General features: G+C 59.2%; 7 protein-coding genes. 3 read left to right on the top strand and 4 right to left on the bottom strand.

Annotation, left to right across the window (positions count from 1 at the left end; genetic code table 11):
- The first annotated feature begins 7 nt into the window (after positions 1–7).
- Positions 8–6,973, top strand: a complete 6,966-nt coding sequence (locus tag ACIOUG_RS10515) for a TcdA/TcdB pore-forming domain-containing protein (protein ID WP_401065158.1) — start codon at positions 8–10, stop codon at positions 6,971–6,973.
- A 72-nt stretch (positions 6,974–7,045) separates the two neighbouring features.
- Here the strand turns inward: ACIOUG_RS10515 and ACIOUG_RS10510 are convergent, their stop codons facing one another.
- Positions 7,046–7,639 carry a MarC family protein gene (locus ACIOUG_RS10510; protein WP_401065034.1) on the bottom strand — a complete coding sequence of 198 codons (594 nt, stop codon included), beginning with the start codon at positions 7,637–7,639 and terminating at the stop codon, positions 7,046–7,048.
- Positions 7,640–7,875: 236 nt separating this feature from the next.
- Here ACIOUG_RS10510 and ACIOUG_RS10505 point away from each other — a divergent pair, with 236 nt between their 5' ends.
- Positions 7,876–8,658, top strand: a complete 783-nt coding sequence (locus ACIOUG_RS10505; RefSeq protein WP_401065032.1) for a hypothetical protein — start codon at positions 7,876–7,878, stop codon at positions 8,656–8,658.
- 60 nt (positions 8,659–8,718) lie between these two features.
- A complete protein-coding gene (locus tag ACIOUG_RS10500; RefSeq protein ID WP_401065029.1) occupies positions 8,719–9,408 on the top strand; it encodes a hypothetical protein in 690 nt (229 codons plus the stop codon).
- 50 nt (positions 9,409–9,458) lie between these two features.
- Here ACIOUG_RS10500 and ACIOUG_RS10495 read toward each other — a convergent pair whose 3' ends face one another.
- From ACIOUG_RS10495 to purH, 3 genes are all read right to left on the bottom strand, one after another.
- Complete coding sequence (locus ACIOUG_RS10495) at positions 9,459–12,233, bottom strand: response regulator (RefSeq protein WP_401065027.1); 2,775 nt, start codon at positions 12,231–12,233, stop codon at positions 9,459–9,461.
- A gap of 99 nt (positions 12,234–12,332) precedes the next feature.
- Positions 12,333–13,628: a phosphoribosylamine--glycine ligase gene (gene purD, locus ACIOUG_RS10490; RefSeq protein WP_103485973.1), complete on the bottom strand. Its 1,296-nt coding sequence runs from the start codon at positions 13,626–13,628 to the stop codon at positions 12,333–12,335.
- Positions 13,629–13,778: 150 nt separating this feature from the next.
- Complete coding sequence (gene purH / locus ACIOUG_RS10485) at positions 13,779–15,386, bottom strand: bifunctional phosphoribosylaminoimidazolecarboxamide formyltransferase/IMP cyclohydrolase (RefSeq protein ID WP_401065025.1); 1,608 nt, start codon at positions 15,384–15,386, stop codon at positions 13,779–13,781.
- Positions 15,387–15,450: the final 64 nt, after the last annotated feature.

The raw sequence follows: 15,450 nt of genomic DNA, 5'->3' as shown, positions 1-15,450 counted from the left end.
GAGCATTATGGATGAAGTCACGATGGGCAGTGTGTTCGCCGATCTTGTTGCGCGAACTGAATTGGAGTCCGTCAGCGGTAGCCTTGGAGAGGCTCCTTTGCGCTACTACGACGGGGCCGCTGCGGCCACCAGTCTTCCGGAGCAACTGATAGCGATCAGGTTGCTCAAGGACGCGATTGAATCACCACAGCTGGACGCCGCGAATGCTCAGGTCAAGGCGCTGCGCCTGAAACTGGGTGACTACGATCGCCGCCTGAGCGCCACTGTGGAGATGCTATCGGCAGGCAAACCGATACCGCGCATCATGCATTTTGTCTGGGTCGGAGGCAGTGAGGTCGGGCCGAATCAGCGCGACTACATGAACATCTGGCGCAAGGTACTGGCGTCGCAGGGATATGCGTTCAATCTCTGGTATGACAGTGACGCACTGCTGGCCTTTGAAATGAACCGGGTGATTCTCGACAGTGCCCGTGCGGACACAATGAAGGTATTGAAGGACGAAAAGATAACCCCGACGGGACTGTCGAGAATGATCGAAGACCGCGCCCGGGTACTCAAGCAGCAGATGTTCGACCACTTGAAGCAGCCACGCTGGGACGGGCGTGCGGACGAGGCGCGGATCGACCTGATGGTGCGCGGTTATGGCAAGGACCGTGCGACGCTCGAAGCCTTCCGCCAGAAATGTCTGCATTCGCATCAGGCCATGGTGGGTGAGGACTTGCGCCTGCGCGATGTTCGCCAGGAGTTTTCCGGCCACTTTCTGGCGGACGTCTACCAGCGCGAAGTCGCCATGCGCGGCAACTTTGCTGCAGCCAGTGATGTGGTGCGGTTGCAGGCCGAGTTTCTCGAGGGTGGGCGTTACAGCGACATGGATTATTTGCCGCCGCTGATCGAGAGGCCGGGCGGCGTAGATATCAGTGGTTTCAGTGAGGATGCGAAGATCGGTGCTCTGCAGTTACTGCTCAACCATGACGATGCCTTGATGCCGGGGCGCGATCGGCAACGTTATGTCGACAGAGTCGGAAAGATCCCCGCCGAACATCTTGAGGCACTGAGTGCATTCGCCCGGAGCAAACCGGGTGTGGAGAAGATTTTTTCTGCACCTTTGCCGACTTCTTTGCCCCAGGATGCCATCGGGCGCGGCGCGGCCATGGGCAATCCGTCGGCGAGTGAAATGAATGCCTATGTTCTGGCTCACCCTGGCAGCGGCATGGTCAATGCGAGCATGCACTTGATCCGGACGAACTATGACTGCCTGTATGAGGTTGAGCGCCGCATGGGCCTCGCAGGCGTGACGCCATCAGATGTGGCGGCAGTCCTGGATATTACAGTCAAGGTCGTACTTGAAGCCCAGGCTGACGGGCGCTTGCCAGGTTCGGCTGGCTATTCCCCGGACCGACTCGTAAGGGCCATCGCCGGTTATTACCAGGATGGAATTCGTCTCGACGCCTTGGGCACTATCGACATGACCGGACCAGGTGCGCTTGAAAGCGGTGTAGTCGGCTATGTCGAAAGCGACATGCAGCATGAGCAACTGCCCACGATTCGCAAACACCTGAAGCAGGTCGAGGGCTTCAACGTCTTCACCGAAGAGGAAATGATCTCCGGTTGGGCAGTGAAAGGTACCCCCGAAGACTGGCTGGCGAAAGAATATGAGAAGTGGAACTCGGGCAAGCTCAAGTCGCGCTACGCCGGCAATCTGTCCGATTTGCTGAAAGAGCGGACTCTTACGTTCAAACGTGGCTGGCCGGTCATAGAAGGAAAATCCGTGTTGCTGACCTCGGTTCTGCAGCAACTGCTGGATGATCTGGGTGAGCCGTTTGTGCGCGCCATGAATGACCGCTTGACCGGCGATGTGACGTTCAACGTTCCCATCCACCTCGACTTTGATACTCGACAGCAGGTGCTGAACCAGACAGTCGACAAAGCTCCAACGTCCATGGGGGCCGAGTCACTGGGCAATCTCAACGAGGCCTTGGCGCGCATCGCCGCGGGCAAGTTGCCGCTGGATCAGTTGAGCCCGTTGCACCGGGTGATGTTTGGCGGCCTGTTCGGTGCCGTGACGCTGGATCAGGCCGGGTTCGCCGACGCATGGGCAACCACGGTTGCCTTTGCCGAAGATACGCGAGACCGGGGCCTGGTCGCGCGCTACGAAGTGATCGAACAGACACTGCTCAGTCGCGATCCAGCACCGGTCGAGGCGCGAGTCAATGCATCGGAGCGTGAATCGCTCGGGCAGAACTCCAGGGTGTTGAAGGCGCAGGCATTTGCCGAACCGATCAGCGTACGGCAATGGCGCGAGTACGTGAGCCAGATAGAAACCGTGGCCAAAAAAGAACAACGGGCGTCGATTCTCACGCGCGGCCATTCGGTACGTGAGCTGTTTTTCCAGGCCGGGGCAAGCTCGGCCAAACAGTTTCCTCAAGGGTTGCTGGTGCAGGGTGCGGGAGATCCGGGTCGGCGCTGTTATCCGTTGGCGTTGGCCATGGCGGCAGCATTGGAAAAAGGCGTTGCTGCCGAGCGCGCCCTGATCGGTAGACTGGCGCTGGCCAACATCGCCCCTGACTCGGCGCAAACCCATGCATTGCTGCATGTGCTGGATGACTTGCGTGGCATCCCGATGGCGCAGTTCGGCAAAAAGACGCCGGTGGCGAATCTGGATGCAGTGATACAGACGCTGAATGCGAAAACCAGCGGCGGCAGTTTGCTGCTCAATACCGAACATCATTCGATGCTGGTGAGCAAAGTCGCGGGGGCAGATGGAACATCCTATCGGTTCTACGATCCGAACTTCGGCCTGTATGCGTTCAGTCGAATAGATGAACTGCACAAGGGTATCCAGGGCTTTTTGCAGGATGAGGTGATAGCCAGGCTGTATGGCATCGCAGAGGGCCCCGGTGCCACTTTCGATGTGGTAGAGCTCATTGGCGTGAACATTGCCGACACAGCTTTACCCTCTGAAATCAGTGTTGGAAAACTGCTGAGCAATGACCCCATCGCTGGCGGGACGCCTGTCGAGCCGTGGCGCCATCATGCGCAGTTGCGACTACGGTCGCTGTCGGAGAACGCGCGTCTTGGCCAGGCGTTCGCCAGTGCGGACGCCGGCAAGTGGGCACGGATCATCAAAGGTGCCACCGATCAGTTGCATGAGAGACATCAACTGAGCCGTGACTTCGTGCCGGTGTTCGAGTCTCTGAAACCTGCCGCGCAAGGGCGCAGTGAAATCACCCTGGTCAACGCGAAAAACCCGCAGCAGACGCGTACGGTGTTGACTGATGACAACCGCCTGTCCGGGATCAAGTCTTATCTGAGCGATTCCTTTGAAGAGTTATCCGGTAGACGCGCGGGTTCATCCGCGGTCGATCCGACCGACGTTGGTGCGGTGCACACACTCAATGCCGGTTTTGCCATTCAGTCGTTGTTGCTTGGGCTGAAGGAGGCGGAAAGCGCCGAGGGTTCTACGGCGTTGACGTCCGCAGTGCGCATTCACGGTTATCTCACCTATGCGCAACTGGCCCACGGACTCGTGGTTGACGCGGTGCAACTGGTGGGAGTGGTTCGTCATGCGTTCACCGACAGTGTGCGTGTGGCCAACACCACCTCCTCGATCGTCGGCGATGCGCTGGGCAGCGTATTGAATGAAGGTGTGGGGAATGCACTGCAATTGGCGAGTATCGGTTTCGACATCTACCTGTTGCTCAACGCGGAAAATGATACCCAGCGTGCGATGTTCGCCACCCAGCTGGCTTTCGATACCGCCGGACTGGTGTTGGGCGTTGGAACACTTGGTGCAGGTATTGCCGGAGCGAGCACGGCGGCTGCGTTTCTTGGCGGGGCCAACGTCATTCTGGGCGGACTGGCTATCGGCATCAGTGCATTGGTCGAAGGTTTCAGCGCCAGGACGGAGCGTGGCAAACAGATCGGCAGGTATTTGAATCGGGTCAACGAGGCCTATCGTACCGGAGGCTATTCGGTAAGGGGGGATACCCTCTTTGCCAACCCGCATGCTGTTTACTCGCAACTGAACCTGCGCAACGGAACGATCACCTTTGGCAGTCAGAAAATCTTCGCGGCAGACGACTATTCCGATTTGCATCCACCGAAAATCGATCCGGATCGTGAGCATGCGTTCAGCATTCGAGAGGCACTCGATCTGCCGGAAAAATTTGTCATCAGTGACAAAGTAAACATTGAAAGCGTGGTGTTGCCGAGCCTGCCGGATTGCTTCCTGGCCTATGAGTTTGGCGGACTGCCGTTCTCGACAACCCTGCGCGAAGATCTGCAAACGGCACTGGCACTTGAGCATGACCGTGACGGCAAGCGGCAATTCTGGTTCTCCTTCTACAAAGTGCCCACCGAATACATCATTGAAAAAATGGTGCCCAACTACGTGGCAACCACAGTCGCCGTGGTGGTGGGCAGGCAACACCGTTTTCTTCATGTACCGACCTTGCCGCGAGAAGTGCACGGTCACCTTTCTTATGACATCGATGCACTGGGCGGGCACTGTTCGGTCACCTTGGCCGTGGGGGTCAAGTCTTTGCGTTTGCAGGTCTCGACTGGCGAAGCAATGACCTGGTCGTTACGCGCAGCCTGGTTGAATAAAAATGACGTGAAAATTGAGGGCGACGTTCTGCAACTGGGCGCGATAACTGTGCAGGTGCCTGGCAAACATACTGTGCTTGTGCAACTCGACGGGCATTCGTTGCAGGTGGACTGGGCAACCGGAAACCTTTTGCTCAATGAACTGCAGGCCGGCCCGGATGAAGACGGCCCGATGACACGCCAGCGGGTGCGCGAACTTGCACGTTCAAGCCATCTGGCGGATGGCCCCACGGTCATTCGCAATTACCCGGACGCTCTGACCGGTGTGCGCACCAGCGCCTGGTATGACCGGGGGCAAGATTCTTTCCTGTTGGTTCGCGGGCTGGACCCGAAGCATGCCGCGGATATTTGCATGGGCCCAAGGATGGGCCAGAACATCTACTACTACTGCCCCGCTGATGCATTGATCTGGCGCGTTGATGTTGTCACCGGGAAAATCATGCGGGTTTTCCAGTTGGTGCCTACGGAATCCAAAGCCTGGATTACCGCGATCCAGGAGACGCCGGGCGGTCTGTTGCAAGTGGTTCGGCGTATCGAACTCGATGAAGACCGGTTTGTGAAAATGACTTACCTGATCGAAGAAGATCAACTCTCGATTACTTCTGTGTCCGGCTATCTCAGCTATCAGGAAGGTCGGGGCATTCGCAACGGGTCTGTCACCCTTGACGATTTCCTCGCGTGGTATCAGTTGATTCCAGACGAGTCAGGCGTTGATGACGAGCACGTTGTGAATGCCGTTTGGTCCAGGTTCATTACCGTTGATTACATGGACTATGACTTAAAAGCGTTCAGCAGGGTCTGGGTGCGTTGCGACGACGGAAGGGTCTTTAGCCCACTGCTCGAAGAGGAGGACAACAGAGCCGATTCCTTCGATTGGGTGCTCCTGGATCCACAGCAGTCGGCACGCGATACGGTGCTGTTTCATCACCTGCGCTCTGGCCTCCTTTATCGACAACACATCGGTGCGCAAGATCAGTCGCCGGTGGTATTCGCACAATCGGTCTTGCCGCTCGAGGTGCAGCAAATTCATCGTCGGGACCGGCAACACACTGTATTCACTGAAGATGGCATGGTGTTTCGACTTGATGTCGCGGGTGAAGCGCGTTTGGCAGGCCTCAGTAATGATTGGCTGGTCGCTCGCCAGCAGCGCTCAGGCGGCAATTTCCGCTGGTGGGATTCGGTTCTTGGCACTGCCGCAATGTGGTCCGCCGGGGCTACGGAGGTCGGCGGTATAAGCGCTGCTTCGAATCATTCGCCGCTCTATGTCGTGTGTCTGGATCAGCAACTTCTTATCGCCGACACAGCGGGGAAAAGCTTTGGGTTGCTGAGGCAGACCGTGGACAAGAAAGCCGTGTTGATGATCGATTGGACTACCGGGCGGATCTACCGACAAGCGTTCATGCCCGGCGAAAGCTTGTCCGCAGCGTTTGGCGCGGGAACTCGTCTGTTGCGGGCTGACTTGATCCCGCCATTGCAGCGGATTCTGCCGCAGCGCACGTTTGCCTGGGCTATGCCCCACGCCTCCGGTCTGCGCGCCAGGACACATGACCACGTATTGTTCGACCTGTTCGAAGGCGAGCCACCGCGTATTGTCGGGGTGGAAAACGAGTTCTTTGACGGCGTGGACTCGCATCAGGCGCAGGAACGGAAAATGGCGAAGCTGCTGGCTGGTCAGCATTCTGCTCCGTATCTGACTGCAGGCAGGATTGATGATCTGTGTCGTTGGTACGACGTCGACGCGGGCCGCTTGCTCAGTGCAACGGCACCAGGGAAAGACTTGCCTGGTTACCTGGGCGTCGCGAACGGTCAAACCCTGGTGCTGCATGACTTGCAGAGCCGGCAACTTTTCAGCAACCGCAGCGAAGATGGAAGGCTCAGTGACGTATGGATGACGGCGCAAACCGTCAGCCGCGCAGCCAATACGCTGGTCATCGAAAGCGATCAGTCATCTGGCAGGATTGCGCCGATTCCGGACGGTGTTGATACGTTGATCCTGAGGTATGCGGCGGATGGTGCTTCCTTTGTGATCGACCAGCGGACCTGGGCACGACTCGATTGCCTGATTGTCGATCTCGGTTTTCCCGACGTGTTTAAAAGTCATCTGTTGTTGCAGTTGGCATCAATGGAGCAGTGGCTGGTCACGCACAAGGATGGGCACCTGCTGCTGACCGACGCCGACACGGGGCGCAGTATCATCTTGCGCAATGTCGTTGCTATCGACGCGGAGTCTCGAAAGAAAGTGGCATTCAGCATCCCCTTGGCTGGAGACATCGTGCTGACGGTCTACCTGGATGAATTGATGAACGCATTGCAGGAGGAAACATTGAGTGAACTCGGCGCGCTGATCTCGATACCCGAGAAGGTGTAAAGCGGCAGTTCAACATCGACGAGTTGGTAGAAGGGGCTGCGGTTGTGATCAACCACAGCCCCTTTTTCATGTTCAGGAAAGGTAGCCCTTCACCCCGGTAAAGATGATTTGTGCCGCCAATGCGCAGACAAACAATCCCATCAACCGACTGACGATCTGCAGGCCTTGATCGCCGAGGATGCGTTCGATGTGATTGGACAGGTACAGCACCACCCCGACAGTGAAGCTGGCCAAGGTGATGCTCATGATCGCGGTCAGTTTGTCGTCCCAGTGCGGCTGGCTGACGCCCATCACCAGCAGGGCGCCGATGGTGCCCGGACCGACCGTCAACGGAATGGTCAGCGGGACGATGGTCACGTCTTGCTGCACGTTGTCACTCTGCACCACCGGTTTGCCCTGGGCCATGCCCAGCGCCGAGATGAACAACACGCTGCCGGCACCGATGCGAAACGCGTCAGCGGTGATCCCGAACACATCGAAAATCACCCGTCCGAACAGATACAGCAAGACGCTGGAGACCAGCGTGGCTATCGCTACTTTCCAGGCCAGGCGCCGCTGCTCCTTGCGCGAATAACCGCGGGTCAGGCTGATGAAGCAGGACAACACGAAGAATGGGCTGTAGAGCACCAGCATCTTCAGGTAAACGCTGAATAACACGTGGAGCATGGTGTTGGCTCGCGGCGGCAGATGGACAGAGCGGAGTCTATCAGCCGGTTTAATTTTTGGGGGGATGACGTAAACAGATACCGCGTGAATAACTAAGCAAGTTGTTATTTGAAGTGACTGCTTGCTGGGTTCGTTATTGGCAAGTTACATGTTCTGGTTTGAAGTTTGTTGTTCTTCTGGTTATTGTTCTTCCGCGGGTTCAAGAGGAGCCCGTTCTAATTGAAAAGGATTTGATAATGAATGTTCATAGTGTTGAAGAGTGCTCCGTAGCCGAATGTATTCACCGCTTACAGAATTATGAGCTGGACGGCGCGGCTATTCGTCCTCGCGGTCTTTCGCTGCCGGCCATCGAAGAGCCGGGCAAGGGTTCCATCGTCGGTGAGGGCATTCTGTCCTTTACCGGTAACTTGAGTGAACAGAATCGCGAAGATGTGCAACACGCATTCCTGTTCGCCACGCTGGTCGCCAACAAGAAGTATCCGCACGAATATCAGGGCAAGGAATGGTACTACCAGTTTCTGGAAGTCATGACCAATGCCGGCTGGCTGCCAACGAGCAAGTACTATAACGACATGAACATCGGCGGTAATACCGTACGGATGGATCAACTGGTGCTGGAAATCCTCGGCAGCGTCGTGGCCGGGCTTGCTGTGCCGGGCTCGGCGTCGGTGTTGATGCTGAAAGTGGCAGGCGACGCGATCACCGCCCTGAAAAAGCGTGAAACCGCACTGACGCTGTATGAGCGCAATATGCTTGAACATGGTGTCGGCGGTATGGCAGCCGGTACTTGCACCGAGATCAATGGCGAGGTCACCATGGCCTTGGGGACTGTTCGTTTCATCCGCAAGAACACGGCGAAACAAGTGTTGTTCATGGATTGGGATTCGCGCGAAGTGAAACTCTATCGGGGTGATTCGGTGTTCCGCAAAGTGCCGTCCATCGTCGAGCAAACCCGCGATACCATTCGCGCCAAACTGGGTTTGAATGCAAAAACCAAGATCGAAGATTACGAGATCTGATTGAGTGTTATTGACAGGGCGGCCGTTATCGGTCCGCCCTTTTTTCATTGAGGGTTGATAATGGCTCGGTTATACAAGTTGTTGACAGTGGGGCATGCTGTTTTGGCGTTGTCGAAGTCTGGACGCAGCGCGGATTATGACGATCTCGTTCAATCAAATCTGTTGGCGCAACTGGTCGCCAATAAAAAAATCGAAGACGCGAAAGTTGAAAGCTGGTACGACGCTTACATCGCCGTGCTGGATGATTTCTGGGTGCGAAGCGTGAAGTTTCGCGAGGATTTCTCTGTCGCTCAGGCAGGTACAGGTTCGGCGCTGGGGTGGGCCACGACGGTGTTGGCCAATAATGCTGGCAACGATCCGGTACTTGCCGGGCTGGTGGCGTATGCGGCGCGAATGCCTGATGGTGTTTCGGCGGTTCAGACGTTGCCCGAGCCGACTGGCGAAGAGCCGATGCAGACGCCGCGGCCTGCGCTTCAGAGGGTACGCCTGCTGACCGTTGCGGCGCAGAGTCCGACGTCGATCAGCAGCCTGTATCTTGAGTTCAAGACGCGGCAGACGCTGGCTGCAAATCCGTGGTCGCAGCGTTTCGCCAGCGCTGAAGTGGAAGGTCCGGTCTGCGTGCGTTATGCGCGAGCGACACTGTCGCAAACGCTCTACGCATTATCCCGTCAGGCCGTGACGCGCAAGCTCGGAGATCGACTGGCGCAGAACGTGGCGCCATTGGCTGAAGCAATCGATATCGGTGTTTGAGGCGGGTTGCCCGATGGCTGCAAGTGCTTTCGGGCGTTGAACGGCAATCGTCAGAATGTCGAAGCCGTGCGGTTCTGCTGATCGCGCTGGGCGACCCAATGTTCGATCAGCTCGCGCAGTTGCGACAGCTCCACCGGTTTGGCCATGTGCCCGTCCATCCCGGCCTGACGCGCGCGTTCCTTGTGTTCGGCGAGGATGTGCGCGGTCAGCGCAACGATTGGCGTGCGGATGCGCTGATTGCTGACTTCCCACGCACGCAGTTGCTGGGTTGCCGAGAAGCCATCGAGGATCGGCATTTCGCAGTCCATCAACACCAGGTCGTAACGCTGCGCCTTCATCGCCTGCAGGGCTTCTTCGCCGTTGCTGGCGGTGTCCGGTTGCAGGTTGAGCTTGCCGAGCATGCCGCGAATCACTTTGGTCGAAATGGTGTTGTCTTCAGCGACCAGAATGCGGAAATCGCTCGGCACCTTGGCTGCCGTGGCCGGGGTGACCACTTGCGGCTGGAACACCACCTGACCCTTGTTGCGCTGATTCAACTCGTCGGCCAGTGTGGTCTTGAGCGTGTAGCCGGCCACCGGTTTGGCGAGGATGCGCTTGATCCCCGAATTGCGCGCGATGATCTTGCTCGGCGCGTTGCTGATGCCGGTGAGCATGATCAACAGAATGTCGTGATTGAGGCTCGGGTCTTCCTTGATCTTGGCCGCCAGTTGCATGCCGGTCATGCCGGGCATGTTCTGGTCCAGCAGCACCACATCGAAGTAGTCACGCAGGTGCGCCTTGGTGCGCAGCAACGCCAGCGCTTCCTTGCCCGACGGCACGGCGCTGACGTTCAGGCCCCAGGCGCTGCATTGCTGCACCAGCACCTTGCGGCAGGTGTCGTTGTCGTCCACCACCAGCACCCGCGCACCTTGCAACGGGCCATCGAGGTCGGAGGTCGGGTGTTCGAGGCGATCCGGGTCTAGCGGCAGGGTCAGCCACAAGGTGCTGCCCTGATTGGCGCCGCTCTTGATCCCGAATTCACCGTGCATCAGGCGGATCAGTTGCCGTGCAATGACCAGGCCGAGGTTACCGCCCAGGCGGTTGGCCGAGAGGAAATGCTTGCTGTGCAGTTCGGCGTGCAGCAACGCCTCGCGCTCTTCCGGCTCCATCGGCTGGCCACTGTCCTGCACGGCGATGCGCAGGCGCGGCTTGACGCTGCGCTCGTCGAGGGCGACGACGATCAGCACTTCGCCTTCGTCGGTTTTCTTCAGGGCGTTTTCCAGCAGGCTCAGCAGGGTCTGGCGCAGGCGCGTCGGGTCGCCGCTGATCACCCGCGGGACTTGCGGCTGGATGAAGCTGATCAGCTCGACGTTCTGCTGTTCGGCTTTGGCCCGGTAGATGCTCAGGCAGTCGTCGATCAGTGCGTTGAGGTCGAACTGCACATCGTCCAGTTCGATCTGCCCGGATTCGAGCTTGGAGATGTCGAGAATCTCGTTGATCAGGGTCAGCAGTTCGTTGCCGGCGCTGTGGATGGTTTGCACGTAATCGCGTTGCTTGACCGACAGCGGCGTGCCCAGCAGCAGCTCGGTCATGCCCAGCACGCCGTTCATCGGGGTGCGGATTTCATGACTGATCTTGGCGAGGAATTCGGCCTTGGCGTTGATCTCGGCGTTGCTCGCGGCGAGGTCGCGGCTGATGCTGAAACGGCTTTCGGTGATGCTGCGCTGGCGTTCACCCAAGGCGATGCTCATCAGCAGGCCGCTGATACAGATGAAGCCCATCAGGGTCATGATCAGGCCTTGCGGCGCCACCAGCGTCAGCCCGAGCAGGGCTGGCAAAATGATCAGCGTGCCGATGTTGAACACCACCATCGCGGCGACGAACAACCGCGCCGGGCGGTAGCCTCTCTGCCAGTGATAGAAACCGACAAACAGCATGCTCAGGCCGGCCAGCGCCACCAGCGCGTAAGTGATGATGTTCAGCGGCAGGGTGTTGACGAACAACAGCAGCAGGCTGCAAATCACGATGAACAGAATGTCGCCCAGCAGCAGTTTGTTCAGCGGGTGCGGGCCGAGCGGGGCAAAGAACCGCAGGGCGAACATCAACCCGGCCGGGGCGGTCAGCAGCAGGGCCAGATACGCGCCCGGGGTCTGGATCGCGTGCCAGTTCGGCAACCATGGGCCGGCGAGGTTGAGCAGCAGCAACAGGCTCAGGCCCAGCAAGCCTTCGCAGACCGCCAGCCACAGGCTGCTGCGCGAACGCGAATAGGCGTAGCGCACGAGGTTGTGCAGCAGCAACATGCCGAGGCAGCCGAACAGCAGGCCGAAGATCAGCGTCTGGTTCTGGTTGGCGGCGCTCATCACCGCCGATTGCAGGGTGATGTGCGGGCGTAGCTGATGGTCGGAAACCATCCGCAGGTAGACGTCGAGGGACTTGTCGCTTTGCGGCAGCGGCAACAGGAAGTCGCTGCTCGGCAGTGGCCGCTCGACCTGCGGCTGCTGGGTGCCGGAGGTGCGTTGCTCGATCAGCTTGTCGCCGTCCAGCACGTAGAGGCTGAGGTTGGACAGGTCCGGGGCGAAGATTCGCAGCACTTGCTCATGCTTGCCCGGCGCCAGTTTGAAGCGCAGCCAGAGTGCGCCATCGGGCTCGGCCGCCGTGAGGCGATCCAGTTCGATGGGGCTGAATTGATTGGTGTAACGCGCCGAGCGGATGTCGCTCAGTTGCAGATTGCCCTGATCGTCAAGCAATACCGACCAGCCACTGCCTTGCGCGGCCAGAGCCGGAAGCATGCAGAGCAAGGTCAGCAGCGTGACGGTGAAGCTTATGGCAATCCTGAGCCAGCGCACGGCGAAATCCCTTCGTAGGTTGATGCCAGAATATAACGATGCGCGGCGGCGGAACAGCCCGGCGAGGGACTGCATCCCGCGCCGGACTTGAAGGACAGCTTATTCCTGGGTTTCGCCACGTTCACGGGCAATGGCGCGGTAGCCAATGTCCTTACGATAGAAGCAGCCTGCCCAGTCGATGGCGGCGGCCAGCTTGTAGGCTTGCTGCTGCGCTTCGCTGACGCTGGCGCCCATGGCGGTGGCGCAGAGTACGCGACCACCGGCCGTCACCACGTTGCCATCTTTGAGCGCAGTACCGGCGTGGAAGACTTTGCCTTCCAGGCCTGCGGCGGCGTCCAGACCGTTGATCGCCGCGCCCTTGGCGTAGTCGCCCGGGTAGCCGCCGGCGGCCAGCACGATGCCGACGCTCGGACGTGGATCCCACTGTGCTTCGACCTTGTCCAGCGCTTGCGCCAGAGCGGCTTCGACCAGCAGCACCAGGCTCGACTGCAGACGCAGCATCACCGGTTGGGTCTCCGGGTCACCGAAGCGGCAGTTGAATTCGATGACTTTCGGGTTACCGGCCTTGTCGATCATCAGACCGGCGTACAGGAAACCGGTGTAGACGTTGCCTTCTTCGGCCATGCCGCGCACGGTCGGCCAGATCACCTGATCCATCACGCGCTGGTGCACGTCGGCGGTGACCACCGGGGCAGGGGAGTAGGCACCCATGCCGCCGGTGTTCGGGCCGCTGTCGCCGTCGCCGACGCGTTTGTGGTCCTGGCTGGTGGCCATCGGCAGCACGTTCTTGCCGTCGACCATGACGATGAACGAGGCTTCTTCGCCGTCGAGGAATTCTTCGATCACCACGCGCGAACCGGCGTCGCCGAACGCATTGCCGGCGAGCATGTCGCGCACGGCGTCTTCGGCTTCGGCCAGGGTCATGGCAACGATCACGCCTTTACCGGCGGCCAGGCCATCGGCCTTGATCACGATTGGTGCGCCTTTTTCACGCAGATAAGCCAGGGCCGGCTCGATCTCGGTGAAGTTCTGGTAGTCGGCGGTCGGGATCTTGTGGCGCGCGAGGAAATCCTTGGTGAAGGCTTTCGAGCCTTCCAGCTGCGCGGCACCGGCGGTCGGACCGAAGCAGTCCAGGCCACGGGAGCGGAACAGATCGACCACGCCCGCCACCAGCGGCACTTCCGGGCCGACGATGGTCAGGGAAACGTTTTTCTCGGCAAAATCGGCCAGTTGCTCAAGGGCCAGCACGTCGATGGCGACGTTTTCGCACTTGGCTTCAATCGCGGTACCGGCGTTGCCCGGCGCGACGAAAACCTTCTGCACGCGCGGATCCTGAGCCACTTTCCAGGCCAGGGCGTGTTCACGGCCACCGCTGCCAATGATCAAAACATTCATTTCAAAAACCTCGAATTCTGTGGGGCGCTTCCAAACCTCTGCGGACTGAACCTGTAGGAGCTGCCGAAGGCTGCGATCTTTTGCTCTTTTTCAACAACAAGATCAAAAGATCGCAGCCTGCGGCAGCTCCTACACAGAGGGAGCGTTGAATCAGTGACGGAAGTGGCGCATGCCGGTGAAGACCATGGCGATGCCCGCTTCATCAGCAGCGGCAATCACTTCGTTGTCACGCATCGAGCCGCCTGGCTGGATCACCGCGGTGATGCCGACCTTGGCCGCGTTGTCGATGCCGTCGCGGAACGGGAAGAATGCGTCGGAAGCCATGACCGCGCCCTGCACTTGCAGACCGGCGTGCTCAGCCTTGATCGCAGCGATACGTGCGGAGTTTACGCGGCTCATCTGGCCGGCGCCGACACCGATGGTCTGACGGTTCTTGGCGTAGACGATGGCGTTGGACTTGACGTACTTGGCCACTTTCCAGGCGAAGATCAGATCGTGGATTTCCTGTTCGGTCGGTGCACGCTGGGTCACCACTTTCAGGTCGTCGGCGCCGATCATGCCGATGTCGCGGCTCTGCACCAGCAGGCCACCGTTGACGCGCTTGTAGTCCCAGGCCGCAGCGCGATCCGCCGACCACTCGCCGCAGGCCAGCAGGCGCACGTTGGCTTTGGCGGCGACGATGGCGCGAGCCTCTTCGCTGACGCTTGGCGCAATGATCACTTCCACGAACTGACGCTCGACGATCGCCTTGGCGGTCTCGGCATCCAGTTCACGGTTGAAGGCGATGATGCCGCCGAAGGCCGACTCGGTGTCAGTGGCGTAGGCCAGTTCGTAGGCCTGACGGATGCCGCCCTCGGCGTCCGGGCTCACCGCCACGCCGCACGGGTTGGCGTGCTTGACGATCACGCAGGCCGGCTTGACGAAGCTCTTCACGCATTCCAGCGCGGCGTCGGTGTCGGCCACGTTGTTGTACGACAGCTCCTTGCCCTGCAGTTGGGTCGCGGTGGCGATACCGACTTCGGCAGGCTTGGCCTCCACGTAGAACGCCGCGCTCTGGTGCGGGTTCTCGCCGTAGCGCATTTCCTGAGCCTTGATGAACTGGCTGTTGAAGGTGCGCGGGAATTCGCTGCGGCCTTCGGTGCTCAGCACGTCGGCAGCCTGATTCACGGTGCCCATGTAGTTGGCGATCATGCCGTCGTACGCGGCGGTGTGTTCGAACGCCTTGAGCATCAGGTCGAAACGCTGAGCGTAGGTCAGGCCGCCGGCCTTGAGGTTTTGCAGAACGCCGGCGTAATCGCTGGCATTCACCACGATCGCCACGTCTTTATGGTTTTTCGCTGCCGAACGGACCATGGTCGGGCCGCCGATGTCGATGTTCTCGATCGCGGTCGGCAGGTCGCAGCCTGGCTTGTTGATGGTGGCTTCGAACGGGTACAGGTTGACCGCAACCAGGTCGATCGGCTTGATGCCGTGCTCGTTCATGATCGCGTCGTCGATACCGCGACGACCGAGGATCCCGCCGTGGATTTTCGGGTGCAGGGTTTTCACCCGACCGTCCATCATTTCCGCGAAACCGGTGTAATCCGCGACTTCCACTGCAGCAACACCGTTGTCGCACAGCAGCTTGAACGTCCCGCCGGTGGAGAGGATCTCGACGCCGAGGGCTTCAAGCTCCTTGGCGAATTCGAGGATCCCGGTCTTGTCGGAAACGCTGATCAAGGCGCGGCGGATCGGCAGGCGGGTAGTCTGGTCGGTCATCTCAATTTCCATCAAAAGCAAAGGAAGTCAGCAAAAAAGGCGACCGGTTTTACGCGGGCGCCTT

Origin of the sequence: Pseudomonas sp. NPDC087803 (assembly GCF_044742995.1) — a bacterium.
Classification (GTDB): Bacteria; Pseudomonadota; Gammaproteobacteria; order Pseudomonadales; family Pseudomonadaceae; genus Aquipseudomonas.
This window is presented reverse-complemented; position numbering and strand designations above follow the sequence as displayed.

Excerpts from the sequence above, each read along its gene's own strand:
- purD (WP_103485973.1), bottom strand. The coding sequence starts at position 13,628 with ATGAATGTTTTGATCATTGGCAGCGGTGGCCGTGAACACGCCCTGGCC.
- ACIOUG_RS10500 (WP_401065029.1), top strand. The coding sequence starts at position 8,719 with ATGGCTCGGTTATACAAGTTGTTGACAGTGGGGCATGCTGTTTTGGCG.
- purH (WP_401065025.1), bottom strand. The coding sequence starts at position 15,386 with ATGACCGACCAGACTACCCGCCTGCCGATCCGCCGCGCCTTGATCAGC.
- ACIOUG_RS10510 (WP_401065034.1), bottom strand. The coding sequence starts at position 7,639 with ATGCTCCACGTGTTATTCAGCGTTTACCTGAAGATGCTGGTGCTCTAC.
- ACIOUG_RS10505 (WP_401065032.1), top strand. The coding sequence starts at position 7,876 with ATGAATGTTCATAGTGTTGAAGAGTGCTCCGTAGCCGAATGTATTCAC.
- ACIOUG_RS10515 (WP_401065158.1), top strand. The coding sequence starts at position 8 with ATGGATGAAGTCACGATGGGCAGTGTGTTCGCCGATCTTGTTGCGCGA.